Annotated in this window: 15 protein-coding genes; 10 read left to right on the forward strand and 5 right to left on the reverse strand. The window is 41.2% G+C overall.

The genetic code is table 11. From position 1 onward, the window contains the following. Positions 1-37: 37 nt before the first annotated feature. Positions 38-1,612, reverse strand: a complete 1,575-nt coding sequence (locus VB740_RS07065; RefSeq protein ID WP_323199335.1) for a group II intron reverse transcriptase/maturase — start codon at positions 1,610-1,612, stop codon at positions 38-40. An 852-nt stretch (positions 1,613-2,464) separates the two neighbouring features. Then, a complete protein-coding gene (locus tag VB740_RS07070; protein WP_323199336.1) occupies positions 2,465-4,009 on the reverse strand; it encodes an ATP-dependent DNA helicase in 1,545 nt (514 codons plus the stop codon). A 132-nt stretch (positions 4,010-4,141) separates the two neighbouring features. On the opposite strand from VB740_RS07070, the gene VB740_RS07075 reads away from it, so the two are divergent. Further along, on the forward strand, positions 4,142-5,104 hold the full coding sequence (locus tag VB740_RS07075; RefSeq protein WP_323199337.1) for a M48 family metallopeptidase: 963 nt from the start codon (positions 4,142-4,144) through the stop codon (positions 5,102-5,104). Positions 5,105-5,201: 97 nt separating this feature from the next. On the opposite strand, the gene VB740_RS07080 is transcribed toward VB740_RS07075, so the two are convergent. Together VB740_RS07080 and VB740_RS07085 are read right to left on the reverse strand one after the other, a co-directional pair. Further along, positions 5,202-6,986: a diguanylate cyclase domain-containing protein gene (locus tag VB740_RS07080; protein WP_323199338.1), complete on the reverse strand. Its 1,785-nt coding sequence runs from the start codon at positions 6,984-6,986 to the stop codon at positions 5,202-5,204. A 9-nt stretch (positions 6,987-6,995) separates the two neighbouring features. After that, positions 6,996-7,976 (reverse strand): ABC transporter substrate-binding protein, encoded by a 981-nt coding sequence (locus VB740_RS07085; protein ID WP_323199339.1) that lies wholly within the window; start codon positions 7,974-7,976, stop codon positions 6,996-6,998. A gap of 174 nt (positions 7,977-8,150) precedes the next feature. Here VB740_RS07085 and VB740_RS07090 point away from each other — a divergent pair, with 174 nt between their 5' ends. From VB740_RS07090 to VB740_RS07105, 4 genes are all read left to right on the forward strand, one after another. Beyond that, complete coding sequence (locus VB740_RS07090; protein ID WP_323199340.1) at positions 8,151-8,354, forward strand: hypothetical protein; 204 nt, start codon at positions 8,151-8,153, stop codon at positions 8,352-8,354. 477 nt (positions 8,355-8,831) lie between these two features. Further along, a complete protein-coding gene (locus tag VB740_RS07095) occupies positions 8,832-9,257 on the forward strand; it encodes a hypothetical protein (RefSeq protein WP_323199362.1) in 426 nt (141 codons plus the stop codon). Between the two features lie 162 nt (positions 9,258-9,419). After that, the gene (locus tag VB740_RS07100) at positions 9,420-9,788 is read left to right on the forward strand and encodes a DUF1877 family protein (protein WP_323199341.1); all 369 of its coding nucleotides are present in this window, start codon (positions 9,420-9,422) and stop codon (positions 9,786-9,788) included. A gap of 155 nt (positions 9,789-9,943) precedes the next feature. Beyond that, positions 9,944-10,324, forward strand: coding sequence for a DUF1877 family protein (locus VB740_RS07105; RefSeq protein ID WP_323199342.1), 381 nt, complete (start codon positions 9,944-9,946; stop codon positions 10,322-10,324). A gap of 80 nt (positions 10,325-10,404) precedes the next feature. Here VB740_RS07105 and VB740_RS07110 read toward each other — a convergent pair whose 3' ends face one another. After that, on the reverse strand, positions 10,405-10,962 hold the full coding sequence (locus VB740_RS07110) for a Uma2 family endonuclease (protein WP_323199343.1): 558 nt from the start codon (positions 10,960-10,962) through the stop codon (positions 10,405-10,407). 102 nt (positions 10,963-11,064) lie between these two features. On the opposite strand from VB740_RS07110, the gene lysS reads away from it, so the two are divergent. From lysS to VB740_RS07135, 5 genes are all read left to right on the forward strand, one after another. Beyond that, the gene (lysS, locus tag VB740_RS07115) at positions 11,065-12,750 is read left to right on the forward strand and encodes a lysine--tRNA ligase (protein ID WP_323199344.1); all 1,686 of its coding nucleotides are present in this window, start codon (positions 11,065-11,067) and stop codon (positions 12,748-12,750) included. A 156-nt stretch (positions 12,751-12,906) separates the two neighbouring features. After that, entirely contained in the window at positions 12,907-13,314 is a 408-nt protein-coding gene (locus VB740_RS07120; RefSeq protein WP_323199345.1) for a type II toxin-antitoxin system RelE/ParE family toxin, read from the forward strand. Continuing rightward, complete coding sequence (locus VB740_RS07125) at positions 13,311-14,018, forward strand: helix-turn-helix domain-containing protein (protein ID WP_323199346.1); 708 nt, start codon at positions 13,311-13,313, stop codon at positions 14,016-14,018. The genes VB740_RS07120 and VB740_RS07125 overlap by 4 nt, the downstream gene beginning before the upstream one ends. 134 nt (positions 14,019-14,152) lie before the next feature. Further along, positions 14,153-14,848 carry a hypothetical protein gene (locus VB740_RS07130; RefSeq protein ID WP_323199347.1) on the forward strand — a complete coding sequence of 232 codons (696 nt, stop codon included), beginning with the start codon at positions 14,153-14,155 and terminating at the stop codon, positions 14,846-14,848. Positions 14,849-14,912: 64 nt separating this feature from the next. Next, positions 14,913-15,389, forward strand: a complete 477-nt coding sequence (locus tag VB740_RS07135; RefSeq protein ID WP_323199348.1) for a hypothetical protein — start codon at positions 14,913-14,915, stop codon at positions 15,387-15,389. Positions 15,390-15,492: the final 103 nt, after the last annotated feature.

Here is a 15,492-nt window from a genome sequence, read left to right on the forward strand (position 1 = left end):
TGCGTACCCGTTTCCGTGTACACGGCTCCCGATGTTCTTAGCTTGCGCTTTTGCTCATGTGCTTGTAATCGTGGCAACTCTCATGAATTGCTTCAAGATTATTTTTCTTCCAGTTGGCGTGATTTCCGTCGATGTGGTGCAAGTGAACCTTTTCCTCATCGATGAATTTCAGACCACAAGAAGCACATCTATGGTTTTGCTTCTTAAGAGCAATAGAAGTTTCTCCGTCATAGAGCTTACTGTTACGTTCGCTCCAATAGGCTATATCTCCGTCGTAAGGTGATTTAGTTCCTTTGACAGAGATGTGTTTGTTTTCGGAGTAGGAAACTTTTGGAAACGCTTTATCTATCAGTTTTTTGCTAGAGTAGCGTGTCTGTTTTGCTTCCTTGTTGAATACCGTGTAAGCTCTGTAACTCATGAACCAAAGTGATAACTTTGACCCTCTCATCTTGCAGAACTTATGGTAATTTCTCCAGCCTCTAACTACGGACGTTAATTTCTCAGCCTTTGTGGTAGCACCATAGTTCGAGTTGTTGACGATGTGTTTTACTTTCTTACGGAACGCTTTGAAGTTATCCACTGAGGGATTACATCTAAACTTTCCGTTTTTCTGGACTTTGAAGTGCCAGCCGAGGAAATCAAACCCATCTGTCGCGGCGGTAACTTTGGTTTTCTTTTGGCTTATATTCATTCCGCGTTTGCGGAGAAACTCGTTGATTCTTTCAAGTATCTCTGTTACATCATCTTCGGGTCGAAGTATAATAACCATGTCATCCGCGTATCGGACTGATGGCTCGGTGATATCACTGGCTGAGGTTTTACCAGTGATTCTCTGTCCTTGATTCTCATGATACCTGTGTATACTCTCAATCCCGTTGAGCGCGATGTTTGCTAATAGTGGGCTGACCACTCCCCCTTGGGGTGTTCCCTGTTCGGGGAATTCTGGGTTGACTCCTGCCTTGAGGCATCGGAATATTCCGAGTTTTAAGCCTTTAGGGGCAATGAGTTCGTCCATTATTGCTGAGTGATTAATCAGGTCGTTGCACTTTTCAATATCGAGTTCAATTACTCGCTTATTTATTCCGTTAGCTTTGGAGTTAAGGCTTAAGAAGATGTATTTTTGTGCATCATGGGCGGAGCGCCCAGTTCTGAACCCATAACTCCTGGCGTGGAAAGTGGCTTCGTGTGCTGGTTCGAGTGCATATTTTGCGAGGCATTGCCAAGCTCTATCCGCGATGGTAGGTATCTTAAGCATTCTGGTAGTCCCGTCCTTCTTAGGAATGGGGATTTCCCGTAGTCCTTGATGCTTCCAATTTCCACTATTCATTTTCAGTAGTTCTTCAAGATTGAAGCGTTCTTCAAATGAGAGGGATTTCTTTCCATCAATACCAGCCGTCTTTTTACCAGCATTTAGCTGAGATACTTGTCTAATTGCAAGAAATCGAGCCGAGGTTGATTTTAGAATAAGCTTTTGGAGTGACCGCGCTTTCCGCTTGTCTCCAACTTGAACAGCTTTAAATACGCGCTTTTGAAGGCGGAAAAGATTTCGGCGGAATTTCTTCCACGGTAAAGCTTTCCAAGATTCACTAGTATGTCTACTGTGTCTAATCATTTTCTCTTCTCTAGTTTGTATTTTCTGAACACCTCAGTCCAATTACGGACTGTCCTACCCTAACTGTGGGGATTCCTCCGCTCGTCTGGTCTACCTGAGATTCGACTGTCTCAAGACCCACAATTAGTTTTTATTCGTTCCCTCGGAGAGATTGATGAGCCACTGCGTTGCGGTGAGGCAGTCCGGTCTTGGGGGTTTCCCCCATGAGGAACTGCCGAACCCGAAGGGGGGTTCCCCCCGTTGTAGCATGTGGCGTTGTTCCGTTAGATGTAGCCAATTCGACTACTGGATTCCCTGGACTCTTGCCGTTACTCAGCGTATGTACGGCGGGAATGAACTCCAGTGAGGTCAGGGGTTTTGTGTTGCGCCCTTGCCTGCAAATAAGTCGCTTTTCTAGGCTCGGTTTCATCATAGGAACTCCCTATTAGCGCCAGTGTCAACCCGCAACGGTCGTCTGATTGCGCCCTGTTCCCAGCTTCACTCTACAAGAACCGAGCTTGTTCGGTGTGGGCAGATAAGGAGTCAATTCTGAGTCTGAATGGCAAGACTTGCACTTGCATCTGACCGAGAGTTCAGCCTTTTAATGACAGTAATCTGCTGTCGGACTGGCTTAGTTATGTACGGACTGGTTACCGTGATTCACTAAACAACGAATCGCACACGACGCTTTGCTTCACCCATAATCAGCAACTCAAATTTTACTTAGGTTCTTAATTTATTTTGCCAGGAATCATGGCTACAGAGAGGTAATAAATAGTATCACCTTCATAAGGTGATAATAGTGCTTGCTTTTAGACGATCGCACTTTGGTTGACAAAATGTAAATTGGGCATTGAGCATTGACAAATTACTTTAAGCTGAATTTTCTTCACTAGTGTTAGAAAACAGATTGGGGTCAAGATAGTTAACTCGGGCCAGAGGACTTAAGGCAGCGAGAATTTGAGCGCCGTAGCTGCGATTAACTACACGACTATCAAGTAAAGCAACAATACCTTGACTTTCTCGGACTGGAGCGATCGCTCTTTGTAATTCATTCAAGGCAGCTGGCAACAAATATAAACGAAACCAATCTTGATGCGATCGCTTATAACGAGCTACCCTACCAGCTACCAGGGGATTTTCTAAAGATGGTAGAGGCAAAGTAGCAATAATTAACAGATGGGGTGCTGGCAAGACTCGTTGATGTTCTCGCCAAAATTCCCAACCGCTAATCAAAATACCATTTTCATCTAAACAAGTTTTTTCTACTTGCACCCGCGAACCAAATTCTGAAGCCAGAATTGTCGCCACTTGAGACTTGAGTGGTACATCCCCTACCAAAACAACTGTCAATCCTGGTGCTGTAGCACTTAGACAAACAAGTGTGCGGACTTTGTGAATAAATGCCGCTTGAAATTCTGGCGTGTTAGGTAGGGGCAACTTATAAGGTACATACAGTTGAATTGCTTCTGCTTGATCCGAAGAGAACTTCAGACAAGTTAAATCGTCCAAACCAAGGCGCTGTCGGAAAAGAGGAGCTTCAGTTTCCGGTTCTATGGCGCTGCCAATTAAAACTACTGGTTGTCGCTGCCAAATGGGCGAGAGGATTTCCCCTAATTCCATTGGGGCGTAGTACAAAGAAAATAAACCTTGTCGATGGGCAATAGTTGCCCAGAAGAGGGTAGGGGGGGGAAGATTTTCATCAAGGGTTTGAAATTGCTGCCAGAAATTTTTCCAATTATCTGGGAGGTTGGCTTGATCTAAAGCCAAATACAGACGGCTTAAGATTTCTATTTCTGGCTGGGAAATTAGGTAGCACTGATATGGATTGACAGGATGCTGAAAAAGTTGGTGTGTAAGTTGTATCCTTGCTTCCCGAATTACCTCAGCTTGATTTGGGCAAGCCAGCATGAGTTGCTCCCAATCATCGGGTTGAATATCTTGGGTAAGTTGATGACGCACCCAATCTTCTAGATCATCTACCCCATCAATAATTGTGGGGATGCCTTGGGGAAAGCAAGAGCCACCAGCAAATTGTCCTCTTAACCAGGCTTCTGGGGAGGTCAACAGTAGCCCTTGGAACTCAGCACCAGGCCAAGCGTCACCTGTCCTAATCGCTTTGTTGGCTGGTAGCCACTGCTGTAGGCGGGGAATTTCCACCCGCAACAGAAGTTGCTGCACCGCTTCTTGAGCAACAATAATTACAGGGCCATGCCACATCAGGGCTGATGCTACGAAACTAGTACGATATCGCCCTTGATAGCCACAAACCGCCCCTACTTGAATGAGGGCGCTACGTCCCAGGCGCAAGGCGCGTGCTACCAACCGTGCCATCGTCAAATGATGGGGCCAGGAAGGGAACCCTGCCTGCGATCGCAAAAAGTTATGTAGTGACAAATGAACTTCTGCCTCAATCACACGCTTTTAATTCCATACAAAGTGACTTTTACTTCCAATTGCCCCATTTCTATTATGTTGCCCTTTGTCCTTTGCTAATGACTAATGACCAATGACCAATGACTAATGACTAATCACCCAATACCCTGAATTATGCCAACTTACACAGGAATTTCCAGCGAAGCCTTCAGGCATCCACTAGATCGCCAAGCCGAGCAAGCTTTACGAAATTTACCAGGATTTGATTTAATCGCTCGTAAATTTGTGGAATTTATCTACGAACGCCCTCAGTTAGTCTATCTAATAGGTAACACCATCCAAGTCGGGCCGCGTCAATATTCCACTATTTACCAGATCTTCCGGGAATGCGTCCGAGATTTGGACATTTACCCAGAACCGACACTGTTTGTCTCGCAAAACCCCCAAGCAAATAGCTATGCGCTGGGGCAAGAGAATCCTTACATAGTCATAAATACAGGGATACTAGACTTACTAGACGAAGCCGAGATTCGGGTGGTGCTAGCCCATGAACTGGGGCATATTAAATGTGGTCATACTATTTTAATTCAAATGGCGATGTGGGCGATGAGTGCTGCTTCTGCCTTGGGAGAATTGACCTTCGGCATCGGTAATATTGTCACACAAGGCTTGATTTACGCCTTTTTTGAGTGGCGGCGGAAAGCCGAGCTTTCGTCAGATCGCGCGGCGCTACTGGTGATGGATGACTTGAATCCCGTGATGTCAACGATGATGAAACTCTCTGGTGGTAGTAACAAATATGCCAATGAATGTAGTTTACAAGAGTTTATCAAGCAGTCAGAAAATTATCAGGCACTGGATGAAGATGGACTAAATCAGGTGTATAAATTTTTGATGTACAATGGCGCTCAGGGTACGATGTTGACCCATCCTTTCCCAGTGGAACGCTTACATTACTTACGGGCGTGGGCAGTATCAGAAGAATATCAGCAAATTCGCCGAGGAAATTATCAGCGATCGCCTGCTTCCGGCTCAGTAAATGTTGCAGCAGAATCTTCCACAAATGAAACAGAAACTTTGCGCCGTCAAATTGAAGAATTACAACGGGAAATTGACAGAATGAAAAGGTCTGAGTAGTTTTGAGTGCTGAGTGAAGTTATATATAGATAGTGCGTTAGATTTGCCTAATGCACTATCTATATGTTGAGAGAAAGTCGCACACGGTTTTATATATTTAATCAGTACAATAGCGATCGCGCCCTTTTTGTTTGGCATTGTACATTGCTTTATCGGCTGAAGCAATGAGTGTATCTGGCTGGATGTCGCAAGTGGGCATGACACAAGCAATACCCAAACTAACTGTGACAATATTTTTAATATCAGACTGTGTATGAGGAATAGCGCGATCGTGAATTGCTTTTTGAATTCTTTGTGCTACTTTGATCGCTCCCACTAAGTCAGTATTGGGGAGGAGTACCGAAAATTCTTCCCCTCCGTAACGCGCTACTAGATCGGCAGGGCGATGAACTATCTGTTGCACTGTTTGCGCTATTCTGATTAGACAATCATCGCCTCTAAGATGACCATAGTAATCGTTGTAAAGTTTGAATTTATCAACGTCGAATAAAATTAGTGACAAGGGTTGTTGTTCTCGTGTAAGGCGTTCCCATTCTGCTTGCATTCGTTCATCGAAGCAGCGACGGTTAGCCACCTGAGTCAAACCATCTAAATTTACCAGTTTTTCTAGTTTCTGATTTGCATCTTCTGCTTTTTCTTTGGCAATTATTAACTCTGCTGTTCTCTGTTGCACCCGTTGTTCCAAAGTTTCCAAAGATGTTTGTAATTGAAGCGCCATGCTGTTAAACGATTTTGCCAGCTGACCTATTTCGTCTTTTGAGTTAATTTTGACGCGGATATCTAAGTTCCCTGCGGTAAACTGTAAAACTATATTAGTAAGATAAATTATTCGTTTTGTTAGCAGTTGCCCAATAGCAAAAGCGATGATTGTCACTAATGAGGCAATCAATGCAAATAGAAACATTGCGTCACGAATTTGCTTTTCCACAGGTGCTAGAGCAATAGCAAGGGGCTGTGCAAACAACACAGACCAAGGTTTATATTTTAAATGAGCGATCGCAATCAAATTAACCTGATTACCTGTTCCTGACAAAGATGCAATTAAATATGGTTTTTTATCATCCAATGCTTGCTTCAGTTTAAACTCATTAGTTGCCAATTCTTTAACAGCAGAATTAGGCAAGCGCCATGCTCTTTGTAGTTGAGTTATAATATCCAAAGGCAGAGGTATAATTGATTTAAAAAGTAGTTTTGGTGCAGTGCTATGTGCTAGATAAATATTATGTTCATCTAAAAGAATAGCAAAAGATTTAGCCCCAGCCCGTTCAGTTTGTCGAGTTACTAACTGCTGAACAACAGTAGCATTGTATGAAACACGCAATACACCTAATATATTGCCCTTGGCATTGCGAACCGGACTGCTAAAAAAGAGGGTAACAAGGTCAGGAATTGTCGGTGATAGCTTCATACTAGAAACAAAAGAAAAACCAGTTAAAACTGGTTTTTCAAAATAATTTTCAAATGATTCATCTTTGCCAATATTCGGTGTATATGTATCCAATACATTTTTCCCGTTTAAGTCGAGCAAAGCATAGGACAGAACATTGAGCATATCTTTGCGACTGAGACGGGTTAATGTTTCTGTTGCCAATTGCATTTCGGGGCTGTCATCTCGCTGGTTTGGAGTTAGGCTGAGGTAGCGTGCCAAACCTGGTAAAATCGCCTCTACGCGCACGGCATTGAGATTTCCATCAATAAAAGCATCTATTCTATTAGCGGTTTCGTTAGCCGCCGCAGATAGGGCTTGTCGGGCGTTTTCAGTTAGTGCTTTTTCAGTTGTCTTTTTGTTGATAGATGCCAATAACAGCAACGGAATCAAAGCAACAATCATAAATGAGGCGATCAACTTTGTACGGATGCTGCCTAACAGAGGGTGCTGCATGGCTTTAAACTAGGAGGCAGGATTCAAGAAGGAAGAATTAAACAAACTTTTTAGCTCAGGAATGCGAGTTATATTTCCAGAGCGAATAAAAAAGTCTGCATATATCTTGGCAGTTTTGTAGATAGAGTTAGGGTTGCTAGATTGAAAGAATTTTTGATTTTCACCTAATTCAATTAGGTTTACTCCCTTCAGAGAGATTGTATTGCTAGGAATTTTTAACGCTTTGCTGACGATCGCGTTTCCTTCCTGAACATTTGCTTTCCAGTAGGCCGAGGCTTGCAGCCATCCTCGCACAAATGCACGAATGTCTTCGGGGCGATCGCGGATTGTATCACCGCGAAAGACAATCATATCTAAAATTAAACCAGGGGTTTGTTTGCTGGTAAATATAATATTTCCCCCTAATTTCATAGCTTCAGAAAGATGGGGTTCCCAAGTGTGTCCGGCTTGAATAACATTATTTTTCAGGCGTTGAGGAATTTCTGAAGCTTCTAATTTAACTAAGTTCACATCATCGCTGGTTAAATTTGCAGTTTTCAACATCTCAGTCACAAAAACTTCGCTAAAACCGCCTAGATTTGCACCCAGCTTTTTCCCTTTTAAGTCAGCAACTGTTTTAATTTTTGATTGGGCGACTACCACATCTGCTCCTGTTGATTCATCTACGATGCTCACGGCTTGTATATCTGGATTTGTGGCACTCAAGTTTATAAAACTTCCCAAAGTTAATATTATACCATCATACTTACCTGCACTGAAATTTGCTATTTCCAATTGGATATATTGTTTATAAATTAGTTCTACATCTACACCTTGGGCTTTAAAGAATCCTTTTTCTTGAGCAATGATACCTGGATACTCCCCAACAAAAGATGTAAATTCTACTTTCAAGGGAGGGCGCTTTAATTCAGTCGGTGCCCAAGCATGACAAGCAAATAGTAAATAGGCAGTAATGAGAAAAATGTTAACGTATCTAAGTAGTTTAAACATAGATATTTCTCCTTAAGCAAATTCTGATAAATTTAAAACGCTACAGGAGCTATTCAATTAAGCATTAATATATTCAAAAGGTTTGAGTCCATATTTTGTCTCAGGTTACAGGTAGCGTAAAACTACCCGTCGTTTCTTTTCTTTTTGTGTTTGAGAGCTAAACTTAAGTCTCGTATGCCTAATAAAGGGAGAAAACCACTTGTGGAAGCGGGTTCAGAAATAGACTCAGCAATAGGAAGTTCACAAATTGTGAAGGAAGCAGAAGAATTCTTTGTGTTTAAATTATCGCCAACATCAACAGAAAGTGTGAAATTGACAGACTCACCGGAGCGACAAATCCGACCGATCGTTCAAAACAGAAAGAGCCGTCTTGGATAAGTTGCGTGAACTTAGACGAGGTAGGTTGAGGGTCAGAGCTTAAACTACTGAAGTCAAAATCTGGAATTGCAGTGCCAGTGAGGATAAAAATTAGCTCAGGCGGTCTAAAGTTACCATTAACTCCAAAGCCAATCTTAAAGCTAATCTAGTTAATTTTCCCACTCTAGTTTTTTTTGATTCCCTTAGATCATGTTTGAAAAGTGCTATTGGCGGTATCAAAAGTTTTAGATCCCCCTAAATCCCCGATAAATTGGGGGACTTTGACTCCGGTTCCCCCCTTTTTAAGGGGGGTTAGGGGGGATCTAAAAGTGCCTAAAGTCACAGCACAACACTTTTCAAACAACCTCTTAAAGCGGATAATATTTTCTAGGTGAACTACCATCCTCTTGGGGGTGGATAAATTCAAGATTCAAAATTAAGGCTTGAAAATTGCTTAACTATATCTCAGCATTAAATTAGATGTCGGCATTTCTGAATATGGCAATTCACTTGACAAAACGGCTTTCTGTGTTCGCTGCTATTCTAGCTCTTGTCCTTTCCATGCCGGGAATTGCCTTAGCTGCACCCGTTCAACTCCATACTACTTCTGGTGTTATTTCCGCCCAAACTACCAAAACTGCTAGCTACTCCACCTCGTCGGAGATTAACCTGACTCCCTTACAACGCCAAGAACTCCAGGCTGTGCGTCAGCGAAGAAACAAGGAAATTGAGGCAGTCTTAAACACATCGCAACGCGCCCAACTTAATCACAATCTCCGGGCTGGTAATAATATGAATCAAGCCCTAGAAAAACTGCATTTGCAACCAGAACAGCAAGATTTTGTAAAGGCGATCGTGCAATTTACTAACTTGAAAGTGAAAGCAATTTCATCTAGGCATTCACTAACAATAGACTATAAATAAAGGTTGTACTTGTACATTGGATTATTTAATCGTTGTCATAGAAGATATCAATCATATTTTCTATGACAGTCTTTTGGATAAAATGCGATCAAGCGATCGCAATTTTTTATTGTAGATATCTCATTACTAATTCCCCCTTTAGAATAAAAAAAGGAGATATATATGGGTATTGTAGGTGAACTTAAGCAAATATCACCTGTAATCTTAGATAAATTTAAAATAAATTCATCTCTCTTGGATATATTTTTTAGTGCTAAGTATTTGGCTGAGTCTGATTTTTGGGAAGAAGCTATTTATATATCAGGTAATTCAAGGCTTAATATCCAGCAACAGTCAGAGGATAAATTTAAAGAATTTAAGTGGGCAGATAATCAGCAAACAGAAAACACAAAAGCAGAATTTTTGAGGGAGTGGCAAATTTCAGAATTATCTTTAGGTAAATCGTGGCACGAACTGCATTTTTTTCTTACTGGATACACTCATACAGATAAATTGTCTTTTTTAGTAAGTAAAAATTCTTCAAATAAGTAGGTTGGCTCAAATAAACCTAACTATGTAACGAAATGTAAAAAACTCAAAACCCTTGCGATTGCTTCACTTCGCTTTGCTCCGTTCGCAATGACATAGTTATAAATTTTCCCACCCACCTACTTAACTTGCCCAAAACTTCCATAAAAAATTCGAGTTTGTTTAAAATTTATCATAAAATATTAGGGAATAGACAGTATACAAAACAGTATATTAGCCCTACGTTAGATATTGATAATTTACCCTTAGTAAATGCCGTACTGGGTGGCACAAAAATAGGAAATAAAGAGGGATATGGTAAATGTAGATATTTAATACCTGATGAAGTGAAGCAAGTAGCAGAAGCTTTATCAGAACTCTCAGAAAATGGCTTTATAAAAAGGTATAAACGAGAAGAAGTTAAACAAGAGCGAGTAGGTATTATAGATTGGTCAGAACCAGAAACAGTAGAGTGGTTAACTGAATACTACAACGAAATAACAGCTTACTACATGGCAGCAACTAATTTGGGAAATGCTATGTTACTTTATTTAACTTAGTTTTTTGAACTATAAATTTTATTCTCATTTATTAAGAATTGGTCGATAAAAAATTCCATACTCAATTTCTTTTACCTAACTTATGGAAACAGTTGACTAATTTGAACTTCAATTTCTGGAAATGCAATCAAGGATAACGTTGCATCCTCCTGCAAAATCAATTGTTGATTGTAGCCTTGCAAAAGTGGTTCGCAAAAAACAAAAACCTGACACTGATTCACATCCAAAATCCAGTAATCAGCAATTCCTGCCTTAGCATATAAAGGTGCTTTCTGCTTGCGATCGGTGTCTAGCGTTGTATCTGCTACCTCAATGAGTAAAAAGATTTCATTGGGTGCAGGATGATGATCAATGTACTTTCGCGCATCAATGCGGACAACGGCAATATCTGGTTCAGGTTCCGAGTATTGGCTTAATTGAATCGGATCTTGCACCCGAACTAAGGCAACTTCTGCTAGCAGCCGCTTGAGATAATCAGATGCACACAGCGTTGTTGCTGCGTGTGGAGGATTTTTGGCACTCATGGGGATAACTTGCCCATCAATGAGTTCTACTCGTTCATCGGCTGTGATAATACCCGTCTCAAGCATCCGGTGATATTCATCTACATTCCACAAGCGCACTCTAGTTTGTGTCATTGTATTTAGTTTGGCGATATTATCATCTGCAAAGTGCAAATATCTCTTACTCTCAACTTTTGCAGCATCTATAATTAATCTTGCCCTATTTAGTTCGTTACCATGTCGGAAGAAGATATCCGAGCCGCCAGGCTGGAAAAAGTAGAACAACTCAAGCAGCTAGGGACTAATCCCTACGCCTATCGTTGGGAATCTACCCATCATGCAGCGCAGTTGCAAGAAAAGTTTGCCGATTTAGCCAGTGGTGAAGAAGTTGATTTAGAAGTTGCGATCGCTGGACGCATTATGGCGCGTCGCGTTTTTGGTAAACTGGCTTTCTTTACTTTGCAAGATGAAACTGGCACAATTCAGCTTTATTTGGATAAAAATCGCATCCAAGAAAGCATGGCAGATATTGATGCTGATGCTTTCAATCATTTAAAACAACTCACAGATGCAGGCGACATCCTGGGAGTTAAAGGTACTATTAAACGGACTGAAAAGGGCGAGTTATCTGTCTACGTTAAACAATATACTATCCTGACTAAATCCCTGTTGCCGCTACCCGACAAGTGGCATGGATTAACGGATGTTGCCAAGCGCTACCGTCAGCGCTACGTTGACTTGATTGTTAACCCGGAAGTCCGGCAAACTTTCCGCCGTCGCGCCCAAATTACTGCTGGTATTCGTCGCTATTTAGAAGAACGAGATTTTCTGGAAATTGAAACGCCAGTTTTGCAAAGTGAGACTGGGGGTGCAGATGCGCGTCCATTTATCACTTACCACAACACCTTAGAAATGGAGTTGTATCTGCGAATTGCCACAGAACTTCATCTCAAGCGGTTGATTGTGGGTGGTTTTGAAAAGGTGTTTGAATTGGGGCGAGTTTTCCGTAATGAGGGAATTTCGACTCGACACAATCCCGAATTTACCACGATTGAACTTTACCAAGCCTACGCCGACTACAACGACATGATGGCGCTGACAGAAGGGATTATTACCACTGTCGCCCAAGACGTACTCGGTACGCTGCAAATCACCTACCAAGGGGAACCTATAGATTTAACACCACCTTGGCGGCGAGTGACAATGCACGATTTAGTTAAAGAATTTACTGGCTTAGATTTCAATTCTTTCCAAACATTGGAAGAAGCAAAAACAGCAAGTAAAAATGCAGCTATTCCTGGTGTAGATGAAGCGAAATCAATTGGTAAGTTACTAAATTTAGCTTTTGAAGAAAAAGTAGAAGCTAATTTAATTCAACCTACTTTTGTAATTGATTACCCAGTAGAAATTTCGCCCCTAGCAAAACCCCACCGTTCTCAACCTGGTTTGGTGGAAAGATTTGAGTTATTTATCGTAGGGCGAGAAACTGGCAACAGCTTCTCAGAACTTACCGATCCCATCGATCAAAGAGAACGCCTAGAAGCCCAAGCTGAAAGGAAAGCTGCCGGCGACTTAGAAGCCCAAGGTGTAGATGAAGACTTTTTGACAGCCCTTGAATACGGTATGCCACCTACAGGTGGTTTAGGGATTGGGATTGATCGGTTGGTAATGTTATTAACTGATTGTGCCAGTATTCGGGATGCGATCGCCTTCCCGCTACTCAAGCCTGAAGGCAGCGTTATTAAGCAATTTACCTATGAGCCAAAAACTCAAACACTGACTATTGAATTTGATAGTGGAAGTGTTTACGAGTATTTCAAAGTACCTTCCAGTGTTAAGGATGACTTAGACAATGCACCGTCTAAAGGTCAATACTTTAACAAGTTCATTAAAGGGAAATTTAAGTTTGAACAGTTGAGTTGACCTACTTAAGCATATAAACAGTGGGGTGCGTTATGGCTTTGCCTAACGCACCATTTTTATTACCTAAGTTGCACTCACTGATTCTATATGATATTCCTTTAAACGAATAATACAATTGACATTCCTTATAAGGAATACTATACTGTGAGGTAGGAAGTGACCTGGACTTGGGAACTTTATCTAGATGTCAATGGGGAAATCCCCAAAGATTTGCTGGCTTTTTTCATCAGGATGATTCCCGAAGAGGAGAAACCAGAAAATCTACCAAAGCCATTACTGAGTGCTTCCGAAACCAAGCGTCTGCAAGTTAATCTTAGCTACCTGTGCGACAAAAGGCTCGCATCACTTACCAGTGGCATCTTTGAGAAACTGGAAGATCATTTGTATGAGTTACGGATGACTAAGAGCGAACATAATCCACGGTTTATCTTAACGGCTGTTACTCCTCAGAGGTTTGTGGTGCTGCACGCCTTTATGAAGAAATACGACGGCGCTATCAAAGATAGAGACAAAGAACCTGCAAGAGTGAGATTGCGTGAATTGCAGCAGAGGGAAAATTCATGAAAAAGCCTAATTTTCAAGCTTGGTTACAGCAAAAGGTAAGCGACGAACCAGAGGTGATTCTGGCGGGAAAGTTAGAGTACCTGCGCCTATATCTTACCGATGCCATGCGGGAAATACGTAATAAAGCAGGATTGACTCAGGCACAGCTAGCTCAAAAACTGGGAGTAAAACAAGCTGCGGTGTCCAAGTTAGAGTCAGCATTAAAGGAACATGAGTTGGAATCAGTGTTGCACTATTTACACGCTTTGGGTGCAGATTTGCTGGTAGCTGTCAAACAAGGGGATGACTTATATCAAGTCAGTGATAACGAAGGTGTATTGCTGGTAGATGTACCAGATGTAGTTTTCCAAAAGGCATTAGCGGCAAACATGAGCGTGCGGGAATATGTGCGTGTAGCCGTTGAGAAGTTTTCGCACGAGGATGATGGACTGAGAACAGCTTTGGTAAAACTGCTGGAAAGTGACGATTCAGTAGCGGTGAAAGTGAGAGAGCGTTTGGGTTCAAGGACAATTCAAGAAGTTGCGGCTGAGTTAGAAAAATGTTTGAGTTTATCTGAAGGAGAAGACCGGATTTTTGCTGTCAAAAATGTTTTGGTTGCTAATGTGGCGTGTGGAGAAAGTAATCGCGGAACTAGTGATGAAGTTGATGAAATTGAGTTATTGGATTTAGCTGAGGAATTGCTAGAAAAGTTGGCAGGTATTTAGGATGACACAGACTACAGTCTACTTTGGTGCTACATCTTTAATCTCAAGATGGAGAGTTTTGCACTTATCATTTAGACTGATAAAATAATTTTAAAATTTCAACGACCTACTCCAGATTTGAGGTTTATCATTATTTGCAAGCCAAAGAAATTAAAAAACAATTAAGATTACTCATAGAGGAAGCATCTGTCATAGATCCTGTTTTAACGAAAAGGCTAGAAGAGATAAATCGCTGGGTGAAAGATGTCAAACCGGGTTCACTGACTGCTAAAAGATTTGTCATCCTGTTTTTGCAACAAATAATCCAAGATACTGAAGTTTGGCTGAGACTTAAATCATTACCATCTGAAGAAGAGCAGCAATCAGCTTTAACAATGCTGAATCCAACTTTAAAATATTGGTATGGTTACTTGTTTCCTAAATGGTTGAGTGAAAAGGACCCTAAATTTTATATCTGGAGACGAAAACTGATGGCGGGGGAGTTCAATCAGGAGGATGCCAAATTAATTGGCTCTATTGCTAATAATATTAAAAGTTGTGGCGGGACAACTGTACTACGCTATATTGCAGACCTGTCTATGGCAACTGATATAATTGTTAGCAGTACGCAAGAGAGTCCACTATGTATTCAACTCACTAGCGTCTCAGAAGAATTTTCTCAAGAAAAGTTTGATGATTGGGAAAATACCCTAATTTTTTGGGCAATAGATAGAGGATTATTCTTAAGTTACAATCCCCGTGCAACTAATTTTGTGAATCAGATAGTCAACATATTATTAGATAACAACGATAATCTCAGTATAGGTAGTTATTTAAAATTTAATTTATAGTTGTCGGTCACTGTCATTGATTGGATTTGTATAACCACCTTATTACTTAACAAAGTGAGTCCTTATGCTTCAGGAAAAACAATCTGACCGTCAACAGAGATTAGACAACTTTTTACAAGCTGTAGAAGCTGCTCAAAAAGTGCAGGATGACATCATGAAGTATGGGCTTGAAGCTGCTCATTTATATTGTGATGATGTTGATGGAGATTGGCTAGAAACATGGGGAGAAGATGAAGATGGGCAGCAAATTTTTGTAGAATTAGTGACTAATTTTCTGCAAAGTGATGACTTAGTAGCGGTCAGGGTAAGAAAGCAGCTAAAAGATAAATCGCTCCAAGAAATTGCTGTTGAGTTGGAAAAATGTTTGAGTTTATCTGAAGAAGAAGACCGGATTTTTGCTGTGAAAAATGTATTAGCGGGCAGTGTGGCAGTTGCAGAAAGTAATCGCGGAACTAGTAGTGATGAAATTGATGAAACTGACTTGTTGGATTTAGCTGAAGAATTTATAGAGAAGCTGGCGGAAATTTTAAGTAAGCAGTAAGCATATAGCGTTTCTCAAGCAACTGAGGTACACCCAAATCTTGCTTACCAAGGTTAATAGCTTGAAAAACGTACCTCACTAGGTCGGGAACCGCTATAACTAG

Origin of the sequence: Nostoc sp. UHCC 0251, assembly GCF_034932245.1 — a bacterium.
In the GTDB taxonomy this organism is placed as follows: Bacteria; Cyanobacteriota; Cyanobacteriia; order Cyanobacteriales; family Nostocaceae; genus Nostoc.